General features: G+C 39.4%; 18 protein-coding genes and 1 pseudogene. 16 read left to right on the top strand and 3 right to left on the bottom strand.

Annotated elements, in window-relative coordinates:
• Nucleotides 1-79 precede the first annotated feature (79 nt).
• From murJ to ABVF09_RS15260, 8 genes are all read left to right on the top strand, one after another.
• Entirely contained in the window at nucleotides 80-1,603 is a 1,524-nt protein-coding gene (gene murJ / locus ABVF09_RS15295) for a murein biosynthesis integral membrane protein MurJ (protein ID WP_371069583.1), read from the top strand.
• 5 nt (nucleotides 1,604-1,608) lie between these two features.
• A complete protein-coding gene (locus ABVF09_RS15290; protein WP_153463455.1) occupies nucleotides 1,609-2,514 on the top strand; it encodes a PIG-L deacetylase family protein in 906 nt (301 codons plus the stop codon).
• A 16-nt stretch (nucleotides 2,515-2,530) separates the two neighbouring features.
• Entirely contained in the window at nucleotides 2,531-3,994 is a 1,464-nt protein-coding gene (locus tag ABVF09_RS15285; RefSeq protein ID WP_051382146.1) for an O-antigen ligase family protein, read from the top strand.
• 11 nt (nucleotides 3,995-4,005) lie between these two features.
• The gene (locus ABVF09_RS15280) at nucleotides 4,006-5,097 is read left to right on the top strand and encodes a glycosyltransferase (protein ID WP_371069582.1); all 1,092 of its coding nucleotides are present in this window, start codon (nucleotides 4,006-4,008) and stop codon (nucleotides 5,095-5,097) included.
• Between the two features lie 12 nt (nucleotides 5,098-5,109).
• Nucleotides 5,110-5,580 carry a PssD/Cps14F family polysaccharide biosynthesis glycosyltransferase gene (gene pssD, locus ABVF09_RS15275; protein WP_026570734.1) on the top strand — a complete coding sequence of 157 codons (471 nt, stop codon included), beginning with the start codon at nucleotides 5,110-5,112 and terminating at the stop codon, nucleotides 5,578-5,580.
• Nucleotides 5,577-6,056 carry a PssE/Cps14G family polysaccharide biosynthesis glycosyltransferase gene (gene pssE / locus ABVF09_RS15270; RefSeq protein WP_371069581.1) on the top strand — a complete coding sequence of 160 codons (480 nt, stop codon included), beginning with the start codon at nucleotides 5,577-5,579 and terminating at the stop codon, nucleotides 6,054-6,056. Before pssD ends, pssE begins: the two co-directional genes overlap by 4 nt.
• A gap of 23 nt (nucleotides 6,057-6,079) precedes the next feature.
• Entirely contained in the window at nucleotides 6,080-7,117 is a 1,038-nt protein-coding gene (locus ABVF09_RS15265) for a GNAT family N-acetyltransferase (RefSeq protein WP_371069580.1), read from the top strand.
• Between the two features lie 196 nt (nucleotides 7,118-7,313).
• A complete protein-coding gene (locus ABVF09_RS15260) occupies nucleotides 7,314-8,360 on the top strand; it encodes a glycosyltransferase family 4 protein (protein ID WP_371069579.1) in 1,047 nt (348 codons plus the stop codon).
• A 323-nt stretch (nucleotides 8,361-8,683) separates the two neighbouring features.
• Here ABVF09_RS15260 and ABVF09_RS15255 read toward each other — a convergent pair whose 3' ends face one another.
• From ABVF09_RS15255 to ABVF09_RS15245, 3 genes are all read right to left on the bottom strand, one after another.
• The gene (locus ABVF09_RS15255) at nucleotides 8,684-9,823 is read right to left on the bottom strand and encodes a CDP-glycerol glycerophosphotransferase family protein (protein ID WP_371069595.1); all 1,140 of its coding nucleotides are present in this window, start codon (nucleotides 9,821-9,823) and stop codon (nucleotides 8,684-8,686) included.
• A 37-nt stretch (nucleotides 9,824-9,860) separates the two neighbouring features.
• Nucleotides 9,861-10,259, bottom strand: a complete 399-nt coding sequence (gene tagD / locus ABVF09_RS15250) for a glycerol-3-phosphate cytidylyltransferase (protein WP_026570729.1) — start codon at nucleotides 10,257-10,259, stop codon at nucleotides 9,861-9,863.
• Nucleotides 10,260-10,463: 204 nt separating this feature from the next.
• Nucleotides 10,464-13,685, bottom strand: a complete 3,222-nt coding sequence (locus ABVF09_RS15245; protein ID WP_371069578.1) for a PA14 domain-containing protein — start codon at nucleotides 13,683-13,685, stop codon at nucleotides 10,464-10,466.
• Nucleotides 13,686-14,070: 385 nt separating this feature from the next.
• Between ABVF09_RS15245 and galU the strand changes: the two genes are divergently transcribed.
• The 8 genes and pseudogenes from galU (at nucleotide 14,071) to ABVF09_RS15205 (ending at nucleotide 26,444) form a co-directional block, all read left to right on the top strand.
• Nucleotides 14,071-14,952, top strand: coding sequence for a UTP--glucose-1-phosphate uridylyltransferase GalU (galU, locus tag ABVF09_RS15240; RefSeq protein WP_371069577.1), 882 nt, complete (start codon nucleotides 14,071-14,073; stop codon nucleotides 14,950-14,952).
• Nucleotides 14,953-15,066: 114 nt separating this feature from the next.
• On the top strand, nucleotides 15,067-16,761 hold the full coding sequence (locus ABVF09_RS15235; protein ID WP_371069576.1) for a CDP-glycerol glycerophosphotransferase family protein: 1,695 nt from the start codon (nucleotides 15,067-15,069) through the stop codon (nucleotides 16,759-16,761).
• Between the two features lie 12 nt (nucleotides 16,762-16,773).
• Nucleotides 16,774-20,061, top strand: a complete 3,288-nt coding sequence (locus tag ABVF09_RS15230) for a CDP-glycerol glycerophosphotransferase family protein (protein WP_371069575.1) — start codon at nucleotides 16,774-16,776, stop codon at nucleotides 20,059-20,061.
• Entirely contained in the window at nucleotides 20,062-21,273 is a 1,212-nt protein-coding gene (locus ABVF09_RS15225; RefSeq protein ID WP_026570727.1) for a glycosyltransferase family 4 protein, read from the top strand.
• 160 nt (nucleotides 21,274-21,433) lie between these two features.
• Nucleotides 21,434-22,648 (top strand): annotated as a pseudogene (locus ABVF09_RS15220) (CDP-glycerol glycerophosphotransferase family protein); the annotation flags it as partial.
• A 40-nt stretch (nucleotides 22,649-22,688) separates the two neighbouring features.
• Nucleotides 22,689-23,507 carry an ABC transporter permease gene (locus ABVF09_RS15215; RefSeq protein WP_026570726.1) on the top strand — a complete coding sequence of 273 codons (819 nt, stop codon included), beginning with the start codon at nucleotides 22,689-22,691 and terminating at the stop codon, nucleotides 23,505-23,507.
• A 15-nt stretch (nucleotides 23,508-23,522) separates the two neighbouring features.
• Nucleotides 23,523-24,323 carry a teichoic acids export ABC transporter ATP-binding subunit TagH gene (tagH, locus tag ABVF09_RS15210; RefSeq protein ID WP_371069574.1) on the top strand — a complete coding sequence of 267 codons (801 nt, stop codon included), beginning with the start codon at nucleotides 23,523-23,525 and terminating at the stop codon, nucleotides 24,321-24,323.
• A gap of 63 nt (nucleotides 24,324-24,386) precedes the next feature.
• Nucleotides 24,387-26,444 (top strand): CDP-glycerol glycerophosphotransferase family protein, encoded by a 2,058-nt coding sequence (locus ABVF09_RS15205; RefSeq protein WP_371069573.1) that lies wholly within the window; start codon nucleotides 24,387-24,389, stop codon nucleotides 26,442-26,444.
• Nucleotides 26,445-26,463: the final 19 nt, after the last annotated feature.

Here is a 26,463-nt window from a genome sequence, read left to right as displayed (position 1 = left end):
TTGAGGTGAATTACAGGCAGCACCGCCTCTGGCGGACTGTCCAAACACAAAACAGGAAGCAAACTGCGGGGTAATGAGGATGAAGTCGAAACTGGGAGCGGCCGGATTGTTGTTTTTGCTGATGACATTGCTATTGAAAATTTCAGGCCTGGTCCGCGACATGGTGATTGCCTATTACTTCGGAGACAGTTATCAGGCGGATGCATTCTTGGCTGCATTCATCATTCCGAACATGCTGTACCTGTTCATGACCAACGGAATGAAGAATACATTCGTCCCAAGCTATCTCGAGGCAGCTGCCAGTGGCAGGGAAAACAGCCACTTGTCCCATGTGTTCAAAGCAACAGCTATTGGAGGGACAGTCGCAGCGGTTCTCGGTATGCTGCTTTCCCCGTATTTGATTCCGTTTCTTTATGCCGAATTCAGCGGACAGGCGACAAGGGTTGCGGTCGGGGTATCCATTTGGCTTATGGGTGCCTTGGTGTTTGTTGGATTAAACGCTGTATTGGAGGCTTATCTGGATGCAAGACAGCGATTTTCCACATCAGCTGCCTCGCAAATCATCGTGATAGCCGCCATGATAACCAGCGCTTTTCTATTTGCGGAATCTGCCGGACCTAACGCACTGGCGGCCGGCTATTTTGCAGGTACGATTGTTTCTTTATTGTTCAAGCTGATTTTGGCTGTTCCCAAACAAGCAATCCGATGGAAAGAAAAAATCAATCCGGCGGAAATCAAACAATTTTATCAGTTGTTCCTGCCTGTGGCCTTGACCGTTATGGTGGGCCAAATCAACCTGGCAGTCGACAATATATTTGCCGGCTACTTTCCCGAAGGAACCGTGACCTATATCAACTATGCCAAAAACCTGGTCCATTTTCCGCAGGCGATTTTCGGAGTCACGATTGCGACCCTGGTTTTTCCGGCACTTGCTCAAGCACAGGCTGCAGGCAATCAGAAGCAATTCAAACAAACGATGACGCAGGGACTTAACCTGATGTACTTGCTCGTCCTTCCGGCGATCAGCGGGATGATGATCCTCATGCCGCAAATCATCGAGCTATTGTATGAGCGCGGTGCGTTTACGCATCAGGCTACCCTGGAGACAAGCCAGGCGGCCTACTACTATTTTGGTTCGGTACTTTTTTTCAGTTTGAATACGATGGTCAACAAAGGATTTTATTCGATAAAACAAGGCAAATTAATCATGAAAATCGGCGCCGTTTCCGTGGTGTTGAATCTATTATTCAATTATTTATTCACGAACATGCTGGGATTTATCGGTATCCCGCTCGCATCCTCGGTAGTCGGTTTGCTTTATGCGACCACAGGATTTGTTCTCTTCCTGAAGCATGTCAAGGGGCTTCCGTCAGGCATGTTGGCTGGAGAGTTTATCAAAATCACTGTCGCTACAGGAATCATGGCAGCTGTCATCATCCCGCTCAGCCGGTTGGTCACAGGTTGGCCCGTGTTGTTGCATATCATAATGGTTGCGGCTATCGGTGCGGGAATATTCCTAGGGGCCGCAGGGGTCCTGAAGACGCACTCCTTGCACTACCTAGCCGGAAGTCTGCGAAGTAAAACGAAGCAAAAGGAGACGTAACAGCGATGATGAAAGATACATTGTTAAAATCAGCGGAGCCGGTAGTCGTTCCGGTTACCAGGCTTTTAATGAAAAAACATTATCAAAACAGTCAAAAAACCGCAAGCGTGGTGCCGAATCAACACATCCTGGTATTAGCTCCTCATATGGACGATGAAACGATCGGACTCGGAGGGACGATACGTCGTCATGCCGATACCGGATCACAGGTTACCTGTTTGTTTATCACAGATGGAGGACGAAGTGTCAGCCGGCTTCCGGGAAAAGAACTGGCTGTCCTGCGGAAGGCGGAAATCAGCCAGGTTCAGCCGATTCTCGGAATCGATCAGGTTGTCTACTGTGATTTGCCGGATGGGCATGTCGGGAATCGGCCGGATTTGAGCGGCACGATTGCCGAACACATCAAACGTCTCCAGCCGGATATCATTTATTCCACGACGTTTGTCGATGCCCATCCGGACCATGTCGCGACAGCGGAAGCGTTGGCTGGTGCTCTCGAACAAGTAGACAGCATCGATCCGCTCATTCGTTTATATGAAATCAATTGCCCCTTTCCACCGGCAGCCATCAATTGTTTGATCGATATTTCGGAGACACTGCCGGCAAAACGCCGGGCGATCGGTGTATTTCAATCGCAAGCAATCGCGTTCGACGGCTTTCTGGAACTTAACAGGATGAAAGCCCACCTTGCCGAGAATGCTATTGATGCAGCCGAAGGATTCCTGCAGCTTTCCAGCAAGGAATTTCAGGAAATCATGCAGGCGATAAAAAACGAAAACTATGATTATCCCAAGCTGTTCAAACAGGCAAACCGCACGGTGACGCTGTTGTGGGCAATATATAAAAATCATCGGTTGAAGAAAAGGATTTACCAGCAACATTGGCCGTCACATCCCGGCACCCATCGATAGGAGAGGAGAATGTACCATGAACATCAGCATCAAACAAATCGGATTCGTACCGGCCGCCTTGCTTATTCTACTGGCCGCTATGATGCTCGACAACCTCATCGTGTCACTGGCCGTCATTGCAGCCTTTGTCACCTACAGCTATTTTCAGGAAAAAAACGCCTTGATTTTGCTGTTTGTTTATTTTCCGATCCGTCCCTTTCTGGTCGAATTCAACCCGATCCTGAAGCTTGTCGGAGATGCCGTGATTTTCATCCTGTTGGTAAAAACCATCCTGAAATACCGGCACGATTGGCGTTCACTTGTGAAGTTCCAATGGTTTGAACTCGCTTTTTTCGCCTTTTGTTTTATCGGCGCCGTTTCTGCGCTCGTGTCCGGCGTTTCGATTACGGCTTTGGTGTTGCAGCTGCGATCCTTCCTGTTGTTTTACCTTGTCTACTATGTCGTCAAGCGGATGGACATCACGAAACAGGATATCGCCCGGTTCCTTTGGGCGACCGTGATTCTGGCCGTGGTAATATGCCTGCACGGACTGGTGGAAAAGCTCTCTTTGCGCGGGTGGCTCCTTCCTCCGACATGGGAAAACATGCCGCTTTCCGCTATCAATCGGATTCGGATCTATGGATTGATCGGCAATCCTAACCTGCTCGCTTACTACTTGTCTTTTGCGTTCATTTTGACACTCTTTTTACGCACTTATTTGCGGGGCAAAATGGTATGGGTGGCCAACATGGCATTGGTTCTTTACATGGGTGTCTGGTTTCTTACCTATTCGCGCGGGACCTGGCTCGCCTTTACTGTCGGCCTGTTGATTTATATCGCGTTGACCAGGAACTGGCGAATCCTGAGGACGACTTTGATCACTCTGGCAGCCGGAATCATCTTCATCGGCGTCCCTGCCAATATGCTGGCGAGCACGATTGAAGCATCCGATTTCGGGCAAACCCAACGCAGCACGCAAAAACAGTACGACGAGCGCGACGGCGGTTTCTCCGACCGTATGCGGGAGACTTTCAACGAGGATGCCGTGGAGGGGAGCAAACGTGCAGGCCGTCTGTACATCATCGAAAAGGGTTGGACCATCTTCCAGGACAATCCGGTGATCGGGACAGGTTTTGCCACGTTTGGTGATTCGGCTACATTGAATGCCGGTTCACCGATTTATGAAGATTACAATATCGATCGTGAGTTTTATTCAGACAATCAGTACATCCAAGTCATCGTGCAGACCGGGATATTCGGCGTCATCGTGTTTGCCGTGTTTTTACTGAATATGCTTTACCTGTTGTGGAACAGACGAAGCGAGCTGAAGACAGCCACGGTACTGCTTGCCGTCTTGCTTGGCTCTTATGTTGCCGGACTGGTCTACAACATCTGGGAAAATGACTCGTTCACACTGTTTTACTTTGCGATGCTTGCGTATGTCATCAACCAGACACGCCACGTCCAGTCTGCAAGGAAGCTGGCAGCGGCGGCAGAATAGGAGGGGAGCAGATGCCGTTAAAAAATGTCCTTGTCTTGAGTACCATGTTTCCAGGGAAAAACAGTCCGACCTTTGGTATATTTGTCCGCAATCAGGTCGAAGCTTTAAGAAAACGAGGGTTGGACATCGATGTCGCAGCGATTACGGAGCCGGGTATGCGAAAACACCAACTGTTGAAAAAATACTCGGCCTGGATGATACGCATCGGCCTGATCAGTCTTCGCAAGGGAAAAGGCTATCAATTGATCCATGCCCACTATATTTTCCCGAGCGGATTGTTCGGCCTCTGGTTCAAAAAGCGGTTCGGAACCAAGTTGATTGTTACCTGCCATGGCGGCGATCTGGACAAAATGGCGAAAAAGGGGAAGTTCTTTTTTCAGCAGACAAAACGGATTTTGCAGCATGCGGACCATATCGTCGCAGTAGGGGAAACACTAAAACAGGAAATGCTTGACCGCTATCAAGTGGATGCCGGAAAAGTGACTGTGTTGAATATGGGAGTCAACCGGCAGATTTTCACGCCGGTTCCTAAACCACAAGCGAAACGAATGTTGGGTCTAGAGAAAGACAGGATACAACTGCTGTATGTCGGCAACCTGATTGAAGCGAAAGGGCTGATGGAGCTGTTGAGTGCCTACCAGCAGTTAAAACAAACGTTTGATCAATTGGAACTGCATCTCATTGGAGCAGCCAAGCAGCCAGAATTCCTGGAGAGAATCGAGGAGAAAATCGACAGGGAGGATATCCCGGATGTGACCATCCATGGTCCCAAAGGACAACAGGAGGTGGCGGACTGGATGGCGGCTTCCGACATCTTCATCATTCCTTCCCATATGGAAGGGTTCGGGTTGGTGGCACTGGAAGCCATGTCGTGCCATACCCCTGTCGTCGGCAGCAATGTCGGCGGTCTTGCCCATCTGCTCAAAGGTGGGGCCGGTATACTGGTGCAGCCAAAAGACCATGAATCACTGTACGATGGATTGGAGAAACTGATAACGAGCGAAAAGCTTCGTGATCAGCTTGTCATCAAGGGAGAAGAGAAAGCCCAGGAAAACGATCAGGATAAATTGTTGGATCAGCTTATTTCAATCTACCATCGATAGGAGCGAGACAGGATGAAACAGAAAAAATTGCTTCTCATTTCATCTATAGGCGGACATCTTACCCAGCTGCTACAGTTGGAAGGCTTGTTCAAAAACTACCAATACCATCTTGTAACCGAAAAGTCGGAGATCACCGAACAGTTGATGGAAAAATACCCGGTTTCCCTGCTGATGTACGGGGCACGGAATTATCCGATCCGCTATATCTACAAATTCACCTATAATACGATCAAATCCTTGTTCATCTTTCTCAAGCACCGTCCGGATATCATCATCACAACAGGAGCACACACAGCGGTGCCGATGTGTTATCTGGCAAAATTATTCCGGCGCAAAATCATCTTCATCGAGAGCTTTGCCAAATCAACCAGCCCCACCTTGTCCGGCCGGATGGTTTATCCGATTTCCGATTTGTTCATCGTGCAATGGGAATCGATGAAGGACATTTATCCGAAGGCAGTGTACGGGGGGTCAATCTATTGATACTAGTAGTTTTAGGCACGCACGAACTTCCTTTCACCCGCCTGCTTGATGAAGTGGACCGGCTCAAACAGGAAAATGTCATCCAAGAAGAGGTCATCGTCCAACACGGCCACACACCATATAAAAGCGGACGGATGACATTGAAACCGTTTGTCAGCTATGAAGAAATGGAAGCTTTATACGATGATGCCAGCCTGGTTATCACCCATGCAGGCACCGGTTCTGTCATTACTGGATTGAGAAAGGGGAAAAAGGTGATTGCCGCTCCCCGTCTGAAAAAGTACGGCGAACATAATGATGATCACCAGCTTCAGCTGGTGGAAGCATTCACTGCCCAAGGCCACATTTTAAGTTGGAATGACGGCAATCGACTCGAGGCTGTCATCCACCAGGCCAGCCATTTCGTTCCGAAACCTTTTCAATCGGGAAAGCAACGCCTGCAGGAAATCCTGACCGATTTTATCGATCATGCATGAGCACTTCAAAAGGGGAGGATAGCATGGCCATTCGTTTTTTTCAGCCGGGGGATCGAGAGGGAATCCAACAGCTGTACACCAAAGTGTTCGGGAAAGAGCGCTCGTTAGCAGGTTGGGAATGGAAATACGTTAACCATCCCAACCCGGTTAATCCATGGATTTTGGTTTTTGAAAAAAGCGACCGTATCGCCGGCCACATTGCCTTATGGGTAAGCGAAGTATATATTAAAGGTGAACTGCATCTGGCAGGATTGCGTGTCGATACGATGGTTGATCCAGACAACAGGGGGCAAGGAATATATCAGCAGTTGAATGAAGCGATGTTCACCGAAGCCAGAAAGTCGGGAATCAAGCTGCTATATGGTTTCCCTGCGCCGAAAGCGAGAGAATTGCTCCTTACCCGCACACCAGCAAAGGAAGCGGGTCCGGTGTCACGCTTTGTTTACATACAAAATCCCTTTACATTGGCTGCGGGGATGATAAAGCTTGCCAGCCTTGCGAAACCGCTGGGCAGTATTTATAAAAAATCAATCAGCAAACAAAGGAGACAGTCTTCTGTTCCATATCGACTGGAAACCGTCACAGCATGTGACGGGCGTTTCACTGATCTGGCCGACCGCCTGTCCGCAATCAGGCCGGTTGTGATCCGCCGGAGCGATAGGTACTTGAATTGGCGTTACCACCAGCATCCGGACAACACGTATCACATGGCATCACTTAGTCAGGGAGCAGAGTTGGCAGGCTATGTGGTTGTGAAAAAGGAAGTAAAGCAACTCAAACACGGCAGCGTGACTGTCGGGACGATTGTCGACTGGCTGGCAGTTGAGGACCAAAAGGCATGGCAAGAGTTATTGCAGGGTGCACTGCGCCTATTGGAAGATTGCGATGCTATACAAAGCTGGGCCTTGCCCGAAACCGCATCCGCGAATACACTCGCATCATTTGGCTTCAAGGTAAAGGACCACCCGATCACGCTTGTAGTTCATCCTTTAGGGACTGCCACAACAGGGAGCAGGCTGGATGACTGGTTTTTGCTTCAGGGAGATGTTGATTCATTCTAAGACAAAATTTTCATTAATAGTTAGAAACAAATGTAAATTTTTCGCGGGAAATGGTGTTTTTTATCTCGTATTGTGCTATATTAACTAAAGCAAAAAAATTACGAAACTATGAAACCTTTTTTTAATGACCTACGTCTTATTAGAAGATGAAAAGACCTAGAAAGATAGATAGGCTCGATATTCAGGAGGACCGACCATGGAATTTATAGCATTGCTATTGTGCTTTATTATATCGGTGGCGATAACACCATTGGTTAAAAAACTGGCCATCCGCATCGGTGCGGTCGACCAGCCGAATTACCGTAAAATTCATAGCAAATTAATGCCGCGGTTAGGCGGTTTGGCGATATTTATCAGTTTCCTTATCGGCTTTTACTTGTTTGACCCAGTCAGTCAGTATGACTGGTCGATTCTGGTAGGTGCCATTTTGATTACCACGATCGGTTTTCTTGATGACTTGTTCGAGTTGTCAGCCAAAGTGAAGTTTTCCGTTCAGCTGATCGCTGCAGGAATCGTCGTTTTCAATGGCGTACAAATCACTTTCATAAATTTGCCTTTCGGTGAGACACTGCAATTCGGCTACATGAGCATTCCAATCACCTTGATTTGGATTGTCGGCATTACGAATGCCATCAATTTGATTGACGGTTTGGATGGACTGTCAGCCGGTGTTTCGGCCATTGCTCTGATCACGATTTCCGGCTTGGCGATATCGCTCGGTGATACGTTCGTCGCTTTGATGGGATTGATGCTGCTTGGAAGCACGCTCGGATTTTTGGTTTACAACTTTCATCCGGCCAAAATATTCATGGGCGACACTGGCGCATTGTTTTTAGGCTACATGATCGGTGTGTTCTCGGTGCTTGGCTTTAAGAACGTAACGTTGTTCTCGTTGATTGTCCCGATTATCATTTTGGGCGTGCCGATTTTAGATACTTTCTTTGCGATTGTTCGCCGCATCATCCAAAACAAGCCCCTGTCCGCCCCGGATAAGCTGCATTTGCACCATTGTCTGTTGAAACTAGGCTTTGGCCATAAACAGACCGTTATCCTGATTTATGCGATGAGCGGATTGTTCAGCATCGCGGCCATCATCTTCACCAAATCGACCGTGTGGGGATCGACGATAACCCTGTTGGCACTGACGATACTGGTAGAGATTGTAGTTGAATTGACAGGCCTTATCAGTGAAAACTATCGCCCGATTCTGCGTTTGTTGGAAGGCGCCAAGGCGAAACGATAAACATAGAAAAGAGCTGCTTCATCAGCCGTTTAAAGGCTTGTGAAGCAGCTCTTTTTGTGTTCCTGCATATTAGAGCGTGGGGGAATTGTATTACGCTTTTCATGGCCAGTGGACAGCTTGCTGTAACCCCACAAAGGACTTCTATCCCGCAAGACTCTCCTGCACTCCCTTAGCAAGTCCTCTTTTATCCCGCTTAATGTCTCCCTGATCAATCATTCTTCCAGCTGTTCCGTTGATTTACAAAAACCATCCGTCCGTACCATAGGAACGACAACTAGTTTCCATGAGAAAACCGTGATAGGAGTACACTCCTATCACGGCGATTATTGTTCCGATACACGCTGTTGTTGCTCTTCCTCTCCGTAGAGGTACTGGACCAGGTTGGCGGCCGAATTTCCTCGCGAGTATTGGTTCCATTGAGCAGAAAAGCTACGCACTTTCTCCATATCAAAACGATTTTCTTTTATGATGTCAGAAATTTCGGTTGTCGTGGAAACAACCGGTCCTGGAATGTTTTGTTTATAGTCTTCCCAAAAACCGCGTGCTGTCTGGTATTCTGCCAAATCATAGCTGAAGAATATCATCGGTTTTTCCAATAACGCGAATTCAAAAGGAATGGAAGAGTAATCAGTGATTAAATAGTGACTGACCAACAACAAGTGATTGATATTTTCATAGTCTGTAACATCTACGACAAAATCATTGTACTTGTTATCCAGATTTGCCCTGATTGCCGGATGCAGACGCAAAAACAAGACGTACTCATCACCTAAGCTCTTGTAAAGCTGTTCAATATCCAAAGCGATATCGGCGGAATGAAGTTGGTTGTCACGGAAGGTAGGTGCATATAAAATCACCTGTTTCCCTGCGATAACCGGAAACCTTTGCTTTATCTCCTGCTCGATTTGCTTAGTGTGCGATTTATCAAAAAAGAAGTCCGTTCTTGGAACACCGGTCCGCAAAATTTGCTCGTTGTTCAGGCCAAAGCTTTTTCGAAAGATACCAGCCATTTTTTCTGAACCGACCACCACATAATGAAAGCGACGGTACACTTCCTGAAACCGCTGTTTGGCACGGTTGCTGCGTGTTTCAATCGAAGGATCTTTCAATCCGAATTGCTTGATGGCGCCCGCAGCATGCCAAAGCTGTACACAGGAAACTCCCGCTTTAAAATCGGTGACAGATAAAAATCCAAAGTAATTATCAACGAAAATCACTTTGGATGTGGCTAAATGGTAGATAGATTGTAAGAATTGCAGCAGGTGGGATGGACGAAAATGCTTGATTAAGACTTGAGAATCGTCCGCAAAGTCCCGCTTGCATCCTTCTGCTTTTAATACAATGATTTGCTCTTGACCAGAACGTTTCAGTTCATCCGCTACTGTGGCGATATTGTCCCCAAAGGAAGCGACCATGACGGTTTTTTCCTTGAGCGGGAACAACTTGAAGAAGTTGAAAAGCATCCTGAAGAGAAAGAGATAGCTGGATATCACCAGTTCTCTAGCCATTGTTTACTTTAAATAAATCCTTTTTGATTTTTGTAGTGGAAATGCCGACTGTGCGGGGCAGGTAAATGACTTCGCAATAATCTTTCAAAAAGTCGAATTTGCCTTCCCAGTCGTCACCCATTACAAAGATATCGATATCATGCTTTTGTACGTCGTCTATCTTTTGCTCCCAATCTTCTTCAGGAATGACTTCGTCCACATAGCGGATGGCTTCCAAAATCATTTTGCGGTTTTCGTAGCTGTGATATGCTTTTTTATTTTTAATCGCGTTGAATTCATCGGTCGAGATAGCAACAGTCAAGTGATCGCCAAGCTCTTTGGCACGGCGGAGTATATTGATATGGCCGTTATGAAGCAAGTCAAAGGTGCCATAAGTGATTACTTTTTTCATTTATTGAAACCTCCCTAAGGATTCAAATGCTACATAATATAATATTCATAGCATAAACTATACTATGGTTTTTACCCATAACAATATAAATTGTAAACGGTTTGTTAAGAATATACAAGAGGTAATAGTTTCTAATGTAAAGAAATTTGCTCATAAAAAAGAGGAACTTTATGGCAAGGCCATTAAAGTTCCTCGGCAAAGAGTTTATCTCTCAGAAATATACTCTCCGTTTGTACCTCCACTTACCCATCTAGTCGTATCTCCGTAATGTATCTTATACCATTCGTTACTTCTAACCAGATTTCCATTGCTGTCTGTCACACCCGCAATCAGAGTACCCTGACTTAGTCCTCCAACCGGTGAGCCAGTTGTAGATGGATCGGTTCTTACGTTAAGAGATGTAGCAGTTACTTCCAAAAGATTTTTCACATCTAGATAATCAGCATGAACCCATCCTTCTGTATTTCCGGCTTTGACATTATACCAGTTGCCACCGTTATAACCTAATACTGTCACTTTCGTGTTATCATCGAGAACACTAATGATTACGTCATCCCTCGACGAATTAGGTTGTGACCTAAAGTTAACACGAGTTGTTGTATAGCCGACTATATTGTCTGGATAGGAGATCAATGATCCATCAGGTTGATTTTTGAAAGAAGGAACATCAAAAATTAAAGAATAGTTGTTTAATAGCTTGTAAATATTATCCATCTTAGAAGTTTGCCCAATCGGCCACTGAACATGCGTGGCATATTGATGTGTTGCAGGATTATCCGGATTCCACTTCATTTTGTAAAGAGTGTTCTGGCCTCTGGCAATGTAGTTTTTAGCGATAAATTCGGCCCCGCCGATTATCGCTGCTTCAGGAGTAAACCAGCCTTTATCATATGCATACTGAGCGCCGCTTGAATCAGCGGAACCATCATACGCCGCTGTGCCATACATATTATAGACAGTCTTGCCATTTATTTTAACACCCTTTGCCAATGTGGATGTCCCATAACCGGTTTCATGCAATGCATGGGCAATAAGATAAACTTCATTAACATTATACTTCTCGCCTGCGTCTACAAATGCTTGTGCCGTTCCTTTTAGAGTCCCAGCATTGTTCAAGACTTTGTTGTTGACTTCATTCACGTCAATTCCAGTATTCTCTGAAAGGTTAAGGAATTGGTAGTATTCAGGTGAATCTTTACTAAAACTCGATGGATTGGCATAATACTCGACTTCACTTCTGCTTGCAGGAGTCTGCCCTGTTCCATCTGATTTAGGAGATCCTTGAGCCATTTGCATGTCTACCATGTAACTAAATGAATAATTGTAGGTAGTTGTTGTATAAGACTTTTCAATTCCATTAGATTGATTTTCCTTCGTTAAAGAGAAATCAATGTTTGCCTTACCGGCTGTTTCATTAAACTCTACTCGAATCGTATGGGAACCTTTCTTCAAGTTGAGCAGCTTGGAGTGGGTTTGCAAACCACCAGTATCATTCCATTTATCAATCTCTAACTGATTGTCTACATAGATGCGCACCCCGCCATTAACTAAGGCAATTAAGTTATGTTCTCCACCATCAACCTGTAGTTTGCGTTGGTAGACAGCTGAAAAAGTAGTGTTCGGCCGCATACCTGGAGCGGGTGACTTCGTATCTCCCCAATCAAATTCCAGCTTTGGAATTTGAGGATCGTATCCAACGAGTGTGCCAGTCCCGCTTAAATCGGAAGATGGGAACACTACACCATACCACCTATTGTCTCTAAGAAGGTTATCGAGCACAAATTCTAGATTGGCTTCTCCTGCAGTTTCTTTAAATTCCACTCTTATAGAGTGTTTGCCTTGAGATAAATAGACAGGCTGTTCGTAATGTTGCGTATTGCCTGTATCATTCCACTTGTCTATTTCCAGTTTGCCATCCACATAAATGCGAACCCCTCCGTTAGCAAGTGTCAGCAAATTATACCCACCCTGTTCTACGTCGATATTACGCTGATACACAGCAGAGAAGGTCCTATTGGGAGGAATCCCAGGTGCTGGTGATTTAGTATCTCCCCAATCAAAGTTCAAGTTTGGAATATGTGGGTCATAGCCAACTAGTGTACCTTTTCCGGAGAGATCATTGGTGGGAAATACAACCCCGTACCAGCGATTATCTCTAAGAAGATTATCCAAGACAAATTTCAAGTTAGCTTCTCCAGCAGTTTCTTTAAATTCTACCCGTATGGTATGCTTTCCCTTTGACAAATACACGGGCTGCTCCTTATGCTGAGAAGTTCCATCATCATTCCAGTTATCAATTTCAAGTTCACCGTCAATATAGACTCGCGTCCCTCCGTTAGCAACTGAAATGACGTTATGTCCGCCTTCGTCCACTGTAACATTGCGCTGATACACAGCAGAAAAAGTAGTATTTGGTCGGATGCCGGGGGCTGGTGATTTATCATTGCCCCAGTCAAAGTCTAAATTTTGAATTTGCGGATCATAGCCAACCAAAGTTCCCTTGCCGGATAAATCATCAGATGGAAAAACAACCCCATACCAACGGTTATCTCTTAAGAGATTATCCAATACAAACTGTATATTCGCCTTGCCGGCCGTTTCCTTGAATTCGACTCGGATCGTATGTTTTCCTTTTGAGAGATAGACTGGCTTTTCTATATGCTGGGTTGTCCCATCATCATTCCAGTTATCAATTTGAAGTTCACCATCGATATACACCCTCATTCCACCGTTAGCCAACGAAATGATATTGTGAGCTCCCTCTTCGACAGTGACATTCCTTTGATATACAGCGGAAAATGTCGTGTTAGGTCGGATACCATCGGCTGGGGATTTAACATCTCCCCAATCAAAGTTAAGATCATGGATTTGTGGACTATAACCTACCAGGGAACCGTTTCCGGTAAGGTTGTTAGAAGGGAAGACAACCCCATACCAACGGTTATCTCTCAATAAATTATCAAGAGAGAACTTGATATTAGCTTCGCCACGGGTCTCGTTGAATTCTATTCGGATATCATGCTGTCCTTTTGTTAAGTACAACGGTTTCTCGTAATGTTCATCGACACCCGAATCATTCCACTCGTCTATTTCTAACTTTCCATCCACATACACGCGAATGCCGCCGTTGGCTATGACAATCAAATTATGGCCACCTTGATCAGTGTACAAACTTTTCTCGTACCTTGCTGAAAAAGCCGTGTTTGGCTTAATACCAGTAGCAGGAGACTCAGTATTGCCCCAATCAAAGTTGATTTCTTCTATGGAAGGTACTTCGACTGGAACACCACCGAAGTTCGATGAGGGATAAATTTCTCCCTTCCAACTATTAGACTCAGCCTCTACATTATCAACAAAGAAACATATACCAATCCCCAAAGAGAACATCAGAAGCCAGAGTAGCTTTATATTAAATTTTTCAAACAAAGTAAAAATACTCCCCCTTAAAAAATCTATAATAATTAAAATTACATACTTTATTATCGTAGATTTATAGGGAAATGTTAAGACTAAATTTGATAAATTTTGCAAAAATGAATAATTTGCTCTAGCAATTGTGAAAAAAATTTGTCATTTAGTGTAAACTCAACAAGAAAAGGGAAGTTATAGGAAAAAACTATTTATAATCAGGTTTGATACTCGTAAGGATGGTTAAAAATAGTTCAATAAGGGAGTATATTCGATTGTGGTTAAAAACTAACACTTGGTGAAGAGTGTAATATGTGGTACATTATTTAAGAAATGTGTCGATTTGCGCATGGAATCATAAAAATTAACAAATGATAATTAAAACTTCAGAGGTGAATTGAAATTGAGAAAAATAAAAAAGGCAATAATACCTGCTGCTGGCTTAGGAACAAGGTTCCTCCCGGCTACCAAAGCAATGCCTAAAGAAATGCTTCCCATAGTAGATCAGCCCACTATTCAATATATTGTTGAAGAGGCAATTGAATCAGGAATTGAAGATATAATTATAGTGACAGGAAAAGGAAAACGATCAATAGAAGATCACTTTGATAATGCATTTGAACTAGAAGAAAATTTGGCTAACAAAGAAAAGTATGAATTATTGGAAAAGGTCCGCCAACCTTCTAAGGTAGATATCCATTATATTCGACAAAAAGAGCCAAAAGGCTTAGGGCATGCAATTTGGTGTGCTAGAAAATTTATCGGGGATGAACCGTTTGCCGTTTTACTAGGAGACGATATTGTCCAAGCTGATACTCCTTGTTTGAAGCAATTGATAAATTTGTTTGAAGAAGTCGATTCCTCGATTATTGGAGTGCAGCAAGTTCCGGAAAATGAAACTCATCGTTACGGAATCATCGATCCCGTTAAACAAGATGGCAGAGTATATGAAGTCAGTAATTTTATTGAAAAGCCAAAAGAAAATGCCCCTTCTAATGTAGCTATAATGGGGCGTTATGTCTTGACGCCTGAAATCTTTGATTACTTAGCATCTCAAGAAAAAGGATCAGGAGGAGAGATACAGTTAACTGATGCAATCCAAAAATTGAACCGAAGTCAAAAAGTTTATGCTCTTGATTTTGAAGGAACTAGGCACGATGTGGGAGAAAAACTTGGCTTTATAAAGACTACAATAGAAGTCGCCTTAACTAGAGAGGACTTAAAGGAAGAAATGGTTGAGTATCTGCGTAGTCTTCTGAACTCTGAGCTGCTGTTAAAAAAGTAGCTTAAAATTAGCAAAAGGGGATATTCCTACATTAGTTATAAGCATAACCTCATACAAAATGGTTATGCTTTTTTAATGTATAATAATAAAATGCATATAAGAAAGCGTGATAAGGTGAATACAGTTAATAATTCTCCAGTATATATATCAATTACCTCCTTTTCTGTTGATAAAAATAAATGGAAATTTGAAATGAGAGTTTCCTCTCGCACGATTTTCTCTTTGAAAGGTATCATTCTTAAACGCAGGAATGACGAAAATTCCGAAATCAACATTTTGTATAATTCGTCTATGGATAGACATGGGGACACCAATGTAAAGTTTGAAGTAGCTCCTGATTCTTTGGAAATTGATAATCACTATTGGGATTTTTATTTGGATATCCAACAGAGTGGAAGAGCCGTCAGGAAAAGAATAAAGAATCCTGGTTACTTCGTTATAAAGAAAATAAATAAAAAAAAATACTCTGGCCATCACGAAAAAGAAGATATTATTTACCCTTATATCACTGTGAAAAAGGGTTTGAGTATTTGCAAACGGAGAGCAACGGAGTATGATTCCAATAAGTATTATAGAAGAGAAAAAATCGGCGTAATTCTATACTATCTATTTAAATGGTACTGGGATAAGAAGCAAATATGGATCACTTATGAAAAATTCAGTATGACAGCCCAGGATAATTCTTATTATTTTTTTAGGTATTGTAAAGAGAACAAATTGAAAAAAAACATTTATTATATTATAAAAAAGGGTTCTCAAGATTCGTTGAATCTTCAAGACTTTAAAAGGAATGTAATAGATTTTATGAGTGTCAAGCATATTATTTTTCTATATGCTAGTAAGTTTATTATTTCTTCCGAGTCGCGGGCCCATGCATACATTTGGAAAGAAAACAGAGGGTTGATAAGAAGGAAGATTCTGGATAAAAAACATGTTTTTCTACAGCACGGGGTATTAGGGTTGAAAAAAGTCGACAATTTATTTAAAAAGGGTAATACGAATGATACCGATTTATTTTTTGTTTCTTCAGATAGAGAGAAAGAAATCTTAAAAACAAATTTTGGATATACGGATGACGAAATAGAAGTTAGTGGCCTATCTAGGTGGGATTATTTAGAAAATTCAAAAAGAGAGAAGAACAGCATATTGGTAATGCCTACTTGGAGAGATTGGTTGGACGGGGTTCCAGAGGAAGATTTTATAAAAACTGACTTTTATCACAATTACCAGGAACTTATTAATTCTCCCATGATTACAGACTTATTAAGCAAGTATAATATAAAGCTTTATTTTTGCATGCACCCTAGGTTACACAGTTATATTAATTGTTTTAACAGTAATAGCTCAAAGATAAGTTTTATGAAATTCGGCGATGTGAGAATAAATGACTTGATCATGAAGTCTTCATTATTAATCACAGACTATTCTAGTGTTGCATGGGATATGTATTATTTGAAAAAACCAATTGTGTTTTACCATGCGGATTTTAACAATCATAGATTGCCTGGTAGTTACTTGAATTTTCCGGATGAATTGTTTGGAGATATATGTTTTAATATTAATTGTTTGTCAAAAAAATTGGAGGATTATATCAAGAGCAATTTTGAAGAAAAAAAAGTATACCAGAACAAAAGAGAAGGATACTTTAATTACGTCGATAAGAAAAATAGTTTAAGAATATATAATGGAATTGTTAAGCATCAGCACAGGCTTATAAATGATAGCTTAATGGTTATAATAAAAAATAGTGATTTAGTAAAAGCTATTAGATTGAATATATATAGATGGAAAAATAGTATTAGAAAATAAAGGGTGATAAGAGTGAAGGTGGATTTAAAACTTCAGAATATAGAAAAAACATCTTCTAAGTCAGTAATGATAACCTTTCTAATGAATGCAGAAAGGGACCCCAATTTCATTTTTAGAAATGTCAGGGGTCTTTCAATTCAAAAAACTCTTACAGGAGATGTTAATTTCCTTTCAGGAAACTTCACCATTCATGATAATACCATTCACTGTGAAGTATCCGCTGAGAAATTTAGAAAACTGGCTAACGAAGGTAGTACTTGGAAATTTGTCTTTCCTGTACAACTAGATGAGGATATAGTGCATTTGAAAGTAGAAAATAATTTACAAAAAGATGCGACAATTTTTTTGAATAGCAATAGAGATAACTCTGTGAATTTAATGCAGGTAAAAGCAAGTGATAAGTTGGGAGTTATTCTACTTTCAAAGAAGAGCCCTTTTTCTTTCTATATGAATGTTCAAGAGATAAAAAGAGAGACTGGCTATTATAAATTTAAAGGAATGTTATCACCTTCTATTCAAGATAGTCCGGTCGCGATAATTGGTTTCTATGCAAAGCATGAAATTAGTGATGAAATAATCAATTTGAACGATTTTAATGTACAGTATGAAGAAAATACGATCGAGTTATGCTTAGACCTCTACGAAAACGTTTTTTATGAAGGAAACTGGAGCTTTTTTTGTACTGTAAAGCACGGCGAAGAAGTGTTTTATTGTAAACTAAATGGAATGGAAAGTGCATGTAATGTGAACTCTTATCAATTCGATAAGGGGAAAGTGTATTTTTATCAGTTAGAAGTCAGAAAAAATCAATTGCAACTTATCTCTAAAAAAGGATTTCAACAAAAAGTAACACATCTGAAGCAATTGGAAGTATATAATAATAAACTTTATATAGAAGGTTATATCAATTGTTTAGTTGGTGTCCCAGAAACTCCATCCGTTAAAGAGTTAATTTTTGTGAACCGTGATTCTAAGGTCGAAGTATCTTTCCCAATTCTTACAAATGATATTGAGGACCAATACTTTTTATCGAAGGAAATCAGTTTGAAACAAGAGAGTTTTTTTGAAGAAAAAGGTATTTGGGATGTTTTCATAAGTGTGGAATTAAACAATGTTACTGGAAGAGAAAAGTTCAGCTTAGCTGATCATGTGGATTCCAATACAAACCATTTCTTTCTCCCCGCTACTGTACACAACAGCGAAAATATAATAAGAAGGTTGCGTCCTTATATTACTGCTGATAATAATTTGGCTATATTAGTAAGAAATGGAGTTTTGCAAGGGGATGTCTCCCGAATTGATTATAATGAGGACAAGTTAGAAATTAGAGGGACGTTGGATGTTCAGGATGTTAACTATGAATTAAGAAATGTTTATCTGGAAAACTCCGAAGGAAATGTTCTTTTATGCCAGAATGAGTTTACGGAAAACATAGACGGAAGCATTGATTTCAAAAGCGAGTTCGACTGGGCCACTTACAATTCGGTGGAAATGGGAGAGACAAACTTTCAATATATGGTTGAAATAGTAGTGGATCAAAATTTGACTTTTTCTTTTCCTCTTGCCTCCAATATGGACGACATTCGTGAAAAGGCAAAAGCAATGGTATATCCACCGCTAACAAAAATGATTTCAGGGTATCCGCTAAGAATATATCCTTATTATAATGACGGAAATGAATTATGCGTATCGGTTACAAGTGAATTGGATGCTAGTTGCTCTCAACTAGAGGCAAAAAGAAACAGCATTAAATTGGTAACATCTATAGAAACAAACTTAAGTAAGGATATACAAATTAATAGTGCTTCTTTATTGTTATATGATTTTAATAATGATAAAGCAGTGGAACTTCCCAGCAGTAGGATAAGTGATGAGGGATTAATTAGCATTAACCTTGATGCTGATTTTATCATGAAGAATAATATGCTATATGAGGGAGCTTGGGATCCTTACTTAATCTTAGATATAAACGGTTTTCAAATTACTACCAAGATATACGGAAAAGAAAAGAATTTGATTAGTAAAAACGCAACTTACAAAACTAATGCAAGAAAAGCATATAACGGTTTATATTATTCTTTATTTTTTGACAGAAAAACGGGCAAACTTCTGTTCGAAACCAGGAAATTATTTGCTGATGAAAGGAAAAGCCAAAAACTAAAAAGTTTCCTCGCCCGGTTTGTTGCCAAAACCATAAAAAAGTTTATAAATAAACCTATTTGGCTAGTAGGAGAAAATTTAGGAGAGGTAGCTCAGGACAACGGCTTTGCGTTTTTTGAATACTGTATGCGAAATGACGTGCAAGAAACAGTATATTATGTTAGTAAAAAAGATAATAAAAACAAGAGTAATCTAGAGCCTTATTCCTCTTCTATTTTAAGATATGACACTTTTAAACATTATGTAATGTATCACTTGACCGATTATTTAATTGTCAGTCATGGAATAAGGGATGTCATACCGAGTCTTTTCCATAGAAGAATGGGAAAGAATCCAAAAAAAGTAATTTATTTACAACATGGAATTATTGCTATGAAAAGGTTGAACTTTAATAGTAAGTCTTATAATAGCAAAATCAAAAAGTTTGTAGTTTCTTCTTCATTCGAAAGAAACTTGCTTATCAATGAAATGAATTTTAAGCCCAAACAGTTAATGGTTACAGGGTTAGCAAGATTTGACTCTTTAATAGATAAAAGTCGCGAAAGAAAAAATAAAGAAATAGTAATAATACCCACTTGGAGAGAGTGGCTGGTAGATTCAAGATCCGAATTCTTGGCTTCTGATTTTTATAAACATTACTATGAGTTATTACATGATCCTTCTCTACATTCAATTCTGGAGAAGTATAATTTAACTTTAAAGTTTTTCCCTCATATAGAAATTCAGAAAAAGTATAGAGAGGACTTTGTATCCTCTCATGATCGAGTTAAAGTTGTAAACTTAGGAGAAGAAAACATACGCGACCTCATACAAAATAGTTCGCTTATGATCACTGACTATTCCAGCGTTATTTTTGATTTTAATTATTTGGAAAAACCAATTATTTTTTATCAGTTTGACCTTAACGATTATCTTAGATACAGAGGCTCGTATATAGATTTGCGAGAGGAATTAATCGGAGAAGCGGCCTATAAAAAAGAAGAGGTAATTAATTTGATCGAAAAGTATGCTGGGGAAAATTTCCGATACAACGAAGATTATGCAACTGCTTCAAGAAAGTTTTACAATTTTGATGACCGCAATAATTCGCGTAGGATTTATAAGGAAGTAAAGAAATTATATAGCGGGGGTGACATATAAATGAAAATCTCATTTTTAGTTTACAATATTTATGGAATGGGCGGGACCGTCAGAACTGTAGTTAATACTGCGAATCACTTTGCTGCAGAAGGTTATGAAGTCGAGATAATAAGCGTTAGAAGAACGAGAAGACGTCCTATGTTTAATTTGGATAAGCGAATTAACATCAACTTTCTATTCGATGCCAGGAGAGGTATGTTATTCGGAAAAAATACCCCGCTATATCAAAAAATAATCAAGAGAGTTTTGTTGAAAATACCGAGCCTGTTTATTCATAAGTCTGAAGACCTGTATCACATGTTTAATTTCTTCGTGGACTTGAAAATAATAGCGGCACTAAAAAAGGTGAAAAGGGGTGTATTAATTACGACGATACCCTCTTTCAATGTTCTTTCTTCAATTTTCGTAAGCAATAATGTCATTAAGGTGGGGCAAGAGCATAAATATTTTGAAGGACATTCCAAAGGCTTGCAAAAAAGAATTGTAAAAACATATAAAAACCTGGATGCATTAACATGTTTAACTGATTCAGAAATTGATGACTTTGATAATCATTTAAATACCAGTAGGGTAGATTTATACAAAATAGAAAATGCTACAGAGCTTCCTGTAGAGTCGGCGCCTCTCGATAATAAAGTCGTTATAGCAGCAGGAAGGTATGTTCCTCAAAAAGGGTTTGATTTATTAATACCTGCATTTTCCAAAGTGATGGAAAAGTACCCGGATTGGAAATTGAAGATTTTCGGCTCAGGTGAAGGAGAAAAGGAACTTCGAGATTTGATATTTGAACATAAAGCCTATAACAATATTTTTCTCATGCCTAAAACCGATGATATAATAGGTGAAATGCTAAAGTCTTCTATGTATGTACTGAGCTCAAGATATGAACCATTCGGAATGGTGATTATTGAGGCGATGTCTGTGGGGGTTCCTTGTGTCAGTTTTGCCTGCTCGGGGCCAAAAGAGATCATCAAGGATAGAGAAGATGGAATTTTGGTGGAAGAAGGAAACATAGAAGATTTAGCAAACTCTATGGTTAAGTTAATTGAAACTAGTGAATTAAGAAAAGAGTACGGTAGGAATGCAAAGAAGAATGTAGAGAGATATTCTTTTAACGTTATTGGAGAGAAGTGGGAAAAACTACTGAAGGAACAAACGTCAAAGAAAGAAAAGGGAAAAGAAAAAAGAGAAGTTGTTCCATTAAAGGATTAATGTATAGTAAAACACCTATCCAGATAGGTGTTTTATTTGAAAGAAACGAGATGAAATCCCCCTTTGTATAAAAAGATAATCTAGGGTAAAATATGTTTAGCTGTAAAAAGGGCTTTATGCCCTTTTCCAGTTTTTAATAACCAAGTGAGAGGTTAATATTATGCTCAGCGTGTTTAAAAAGATTGTTGTAAGAGTTAGACGGAGCGGCTTAGTTTCAAGAATATATAAGTTTGCTTTTTTACTTGCCGGCAAGCTGCCTGTGAAAAAAAACTTAATAATGTTTGAGAGTTTCTCAGGCAAGCAATATAGCGACAATCCACGAGCAATTTACGAATATATGGTTGATAATGATTTTCAGTCTGAATATGAATTACTGTGGAGTATAGACAAAAGGTCTTTAGATAAGTTTAAAGGGCAAGACTTACAATTAGTTAAACGGTTTTCTTTGAAATGGCTACTTTCGATGGCTCGTGCGAGATACTGGATTGTGAATAGCAGGCTACCTTTGTGGATTCCTAAGCCAAAACATACTAGTTATCTTCAAACCTGGCATGGAACACCTTTAAAAAAACTAGGTGCTGACATAAATGAGGTCCATATGCCTGGAACCACTACAGAAAAGTACAGGCTGAATTTTCTTCATGAAGCTAAAAAGTGGGATTATTTGGTTTCACCCAATGCATATTCAACTAATATTTTTCGAAGAGCTTTTGGTTTTAACAATATTATATTGGAAGTCGGCTATCCAAGAAATGATTTCCTTATCAAGCACAATAACACTCAAGATATACAGTCGATCAAAGAGAGATTAAAACTGCCAAAGGATAAAAAGATTATATTGTATGCACCTACTTGGAGAGATAATGACTTTTATGAAAGAGGGAAATATAAATTCCAATTGAACATGGATTTGGAAAAAATGAAAAAAGAAATAGGTGATGAATACATCATTCTATTAAGAATGCACTATCTTGTTGCTGAAAACCTTGAATTAGAACACTTCAAAGGTTTTGTATATGACTTTTCCAATTATCAAGACATTCGTGAGTTATACTTGATATCGGATATGTTGATAACCGATTACTCTTCTGTTTTCTTTGATTACGGAATCTTAAAAAGGCCCATATTGTTTTTTGTGTATGATTTGGATGAATACAGAGATACACTTCGTGGTTTTTATTTTGATTTAGAAAGTGAGGCCCCTGGTGTATTAGTAAAAGATACGGAGAGCATTATAAAGGAAATATTAAATATTCAAAGAAACAATTTCAAGGTCGACTCTTCGTTTGAAAATTTTTATAACAAGTTTTGTTACCTGGAAAGTGGAAATTCCTCAAGACAAGTGGTTGATCAGATTATAACTGAAAGCGAATAAATTTGAGTTATACCATTTGTGAGATGAAAGGAACGCTTATATGAACGCTGCATGGAAAGTTATACTAGAACAATTTAAATATTTTTATCTTGTGAGAAGATTATCTATGTATGAGCTGAAGGTCTCTAACAATAATAATTATTTAGGGATGGCATGGGAAATAATTAATCCCTTAATCCAAATAGGCATTTACTGGTTTGTGTTTGGGTATGGTATGAGGGAAAGAAGTAACATTAACGAAGGGGACTTACAAGTTCCATTCGTACTTTGGTTGGTGGCAGGTATTGTTGTATGGTTTTTCTTTTACCAATCGACCATACAAGGATCTAAATCCATTTATTCTAGACTGAAAATCCTGTCCAAAATGAATTTTCCGATGAGTGTAATTCCAAATTATGTAATTTTTTCTAAATTCTACGTCCACGTGATTATGTCAGTAATTACAATTGTGATTTTTCAATTATCAGGATACCCTATAAATATATACTATTTGCAGTTTATATATTTTATTCTTGCTACTTTTTGCTTTATGTATTCACTGGCATTGATTACTTCAACACTTTCCACCTTGGTGAGAGATGTGCACATGTTCTTACAGGCAACGTTACGTATGTTGTTGTACTTGTCACCTATTTTATGGACAATGGAAAGTTTGCCGGAAGAATTACAATTTGTAATGAAAATCAATCCTTTATACTATTTGATTGAAGGTTATAGGGCCGGATTTTTTGGGACAGGATGGTACTTATTTGATCATTGGCAATACACCATATATTTTTGGTTATTAACGGTTGTCCTTTTCTTTATTGGCTCTAATCTTCATATGAAATTCAGAAGACACTTTATTGATTTTCTTTAAAAAGAAGGGATTATTATGGATAAGTCTATTATAGTCAAAAATGTGACGAAAAAATATAAGTTATTTAATAAGACCTCAGAGAGAATTCTGGATCTAATTTCTCCTAAGAGTTATGGAGAAGATTTTTATGCGCTTAGAAATGTTAATTTCGAAGCTGTTAAAGGAGATGTAGTAGGTTTTGTAGGTATAAATGGTTCGGGGAAATCAACCCTTTCCAATATCATTGCTGGCATTGTACCTGAAACGTCAGGCTCGGTTAAGCTAAATGGACAGGCATCACTAATAGCAGTCTCATCAGGATTAAAAGGTGAACTAAGTGGTAGAGATAACATTGAACTGAAATGCTTAATGCTCGGTTTTACAAAAAAAGAAATAAAAGAGATGGAACCTCATATTATTGAGTTTGCAGAATTAGAACATTTTATAGACCAACCGGTTAAATCCTATTCAAGCGGTATGAAATCCCGTTTAGGCTTTTCAATATCAGTTACTATAGATCCCGATATATTAATTATTGATGAGGCTTTGTCTGTTGGAGATAAGGCATTTGCCGAGAAAAGTCTTCAAAAAATGAAAGAATTTAAAGAACAAGGCAAAACAATGATTTTTGTGAGTCATTCAATTGGTCAAATGAAGGATTTCTGTGAAAAAATTTTATGGTTAGAATATGGTACAGTCAGAGAATATGGATCCGTGGACGAAGTTTTGCCTAATTATGAAAACTTCCTGAAAAAATTCAAAAAAATGTCCAAGGAAGAGAAGAATGAATATCGGGAAAGTGTTTTAAAAAGAAATGAAAACTTGGTGAACGCATAAAATATTCTTAGTGGCACTTGAGGATATGATACTGCTTTCTATAAATCAGAAAGGATAAATTTAATGGCTAAGAGCAAAATGGTGGAACCTATATTGTGTAGTATAAGTTCGAAACAAAACCGCCTTACACTCATGATTTCTGTACGGGAAGATATAATACCGGTTAATTTTTTTATTAAGGGAAGGCACAAGGAATCCGTAAGGAAAACTATTAACTCAACATTTCGTTATACAGCTGACAGGATGAATTTCTTTGAAATTATAATCACAGATGAATTACTAAGCTTTATAGATGATGTGATTATGGATATTAGTATGTCCTATGCTCCAAGTAGAGAGGTGCTAAAAGAGGCAAGGATTAAAAGTAACCACTCTACAATAGAATTCAATGTAATAAACCGAAGTAATGACCAAATAGTTCAGCCATATACAACAAAAAAAGGGAATTTATCCTTTCGATATTTAGAGCAAAAATTAAGTGGCAAGTTTGAAGAAGTGAAAATGGATAAAAACGGGAAACTTTTCTTTCGAGGGTATTTTATGCTGCCTGAATCTTTTGTCGATGAGAGTACGGTGAAATTATCGGCCATTGATAAGCGGACAGAAATCACTATTCCTATTACAATATCTACTGTTGATAAAAATAAAAACATTTTTGAAATGAATGGGCAATACGATATTTTAGAGCATCTACAAGATGATGAGAAGGATAAAAGTTTTAAATTTTATATAGAAGCAGAAAAGAAATTTGGAGAAGAAACTGAGAAATTAGTTAGTGCTCGATTAAAGTCCAGCATTCCTGGAAATAAATTTCCTTATCAAACCACCTTAAAATTTCAACATAAAAGAAAGAAAGTCATATGCACAGTAACCGCAGAATCTAAATTCCTCCGTATAAATGTAAAAAAGCCAAACAGGATTAAAGCAACTATTAAACAGTTTAAAAGAAAATGGTATAGGTTTAAGCGAGGAAAGTCCTTAAGAACAATTTATAAGTCACTATTTGTTTTAACTGGAAAAATGCCTGCTGCTAAAAATGTCATTATTTTTGAAAGCTTTGCAGGTAAGCAATATAGTGATAATCCTAGAGCAATATATGAATTCTTAAAAGAGAATGACTACGATTTCAAAATGTATTGGAGTTTTGATCGTAATAATATGAAAAAATTTGAAAGCAATGAGAATATAAAGGCAATTAGAAGGTTTTCAATTAAGTGGTTGATATTAATGAGCCGTGCAAAATACTGGGTGATTAATAGTAGACTGCCATTATGGTTGCCAAAACCAAAACATACAATATACCTTCAAACATGGCATGGAACCCCCTTGAAGAAGTTGGGTACTGATATTGAAGAAGTTCATATGCCTGGTACTACTACAGAAAAGTACAAAAGAAATTTTGTCACTGCGGCTAGCAAGTGGGACATTCTAGTGTCACCTAATAACTACTCAACAGAGATATTTAAGCGAGCTTTTGACTATAAGAATGCAATTATTGAAACGGGTTATCCAAGAAATGATTACCTTACTAGAAACAACAATAAAGAGAAAATAAGATACTTGAAAGAGAAACTGAATTTGCCATTAAATAAAAAAATTATGCTTTATGCTCCAACATGGAGGGATAATAACTTTTATTCTAAAGGGAAGTATAAATTTGATTTACAGTTGGATTTGGAGCGTTTAAGAGAAGAGTTCGAAGATGAATATATCATACTGCTGAGGATGCACTATTTAGTGGCAGAAAACCTTCAAATAAGTCAATATGAAAATTTCGTTTATGACTTATCGAAGTATGACGATATTAGAGATCTTTATATCATATCTGATTTACTTATTACCGACTATTCTTCTGTTTTCTTTGATTATTCGGTGTTGAAGAGACCAATATTTTTCTTTGTCTTTGATATAGAACAGTATAGGGATAACCTACGGGGTTTTTATTTAGATTTTAAAAATAGTGCTCCGGGCCCTTTCAGTAAAACAACATATGAATTGATTAAAGATATAAAAAACAACAATGAAGTAAATGGGAAAAAATTCAGGAACTTTTATAACGAATTTTGCTATCTTGAAGATGGGAATGCTTCGGAGCGAGTAGTTAAACACTTGTTTGAGTAGATAGGTAAGTGTTAATTTG

Origin of the sequence: Sediminibacillus sp. JSM 1682029, from assembly GCF_041366435.1 — a bacterium.
GTDB lineage: Bacteria > Bacillota > Bacilli > Bacillales > Amphibacillaceae > Sediminibacillus > Sediminibacillus terrae.
Note: the sequence above shows the minus strand (reverse complement) of the source record. Positions and strands in the feature narration are given on the sequence as shown.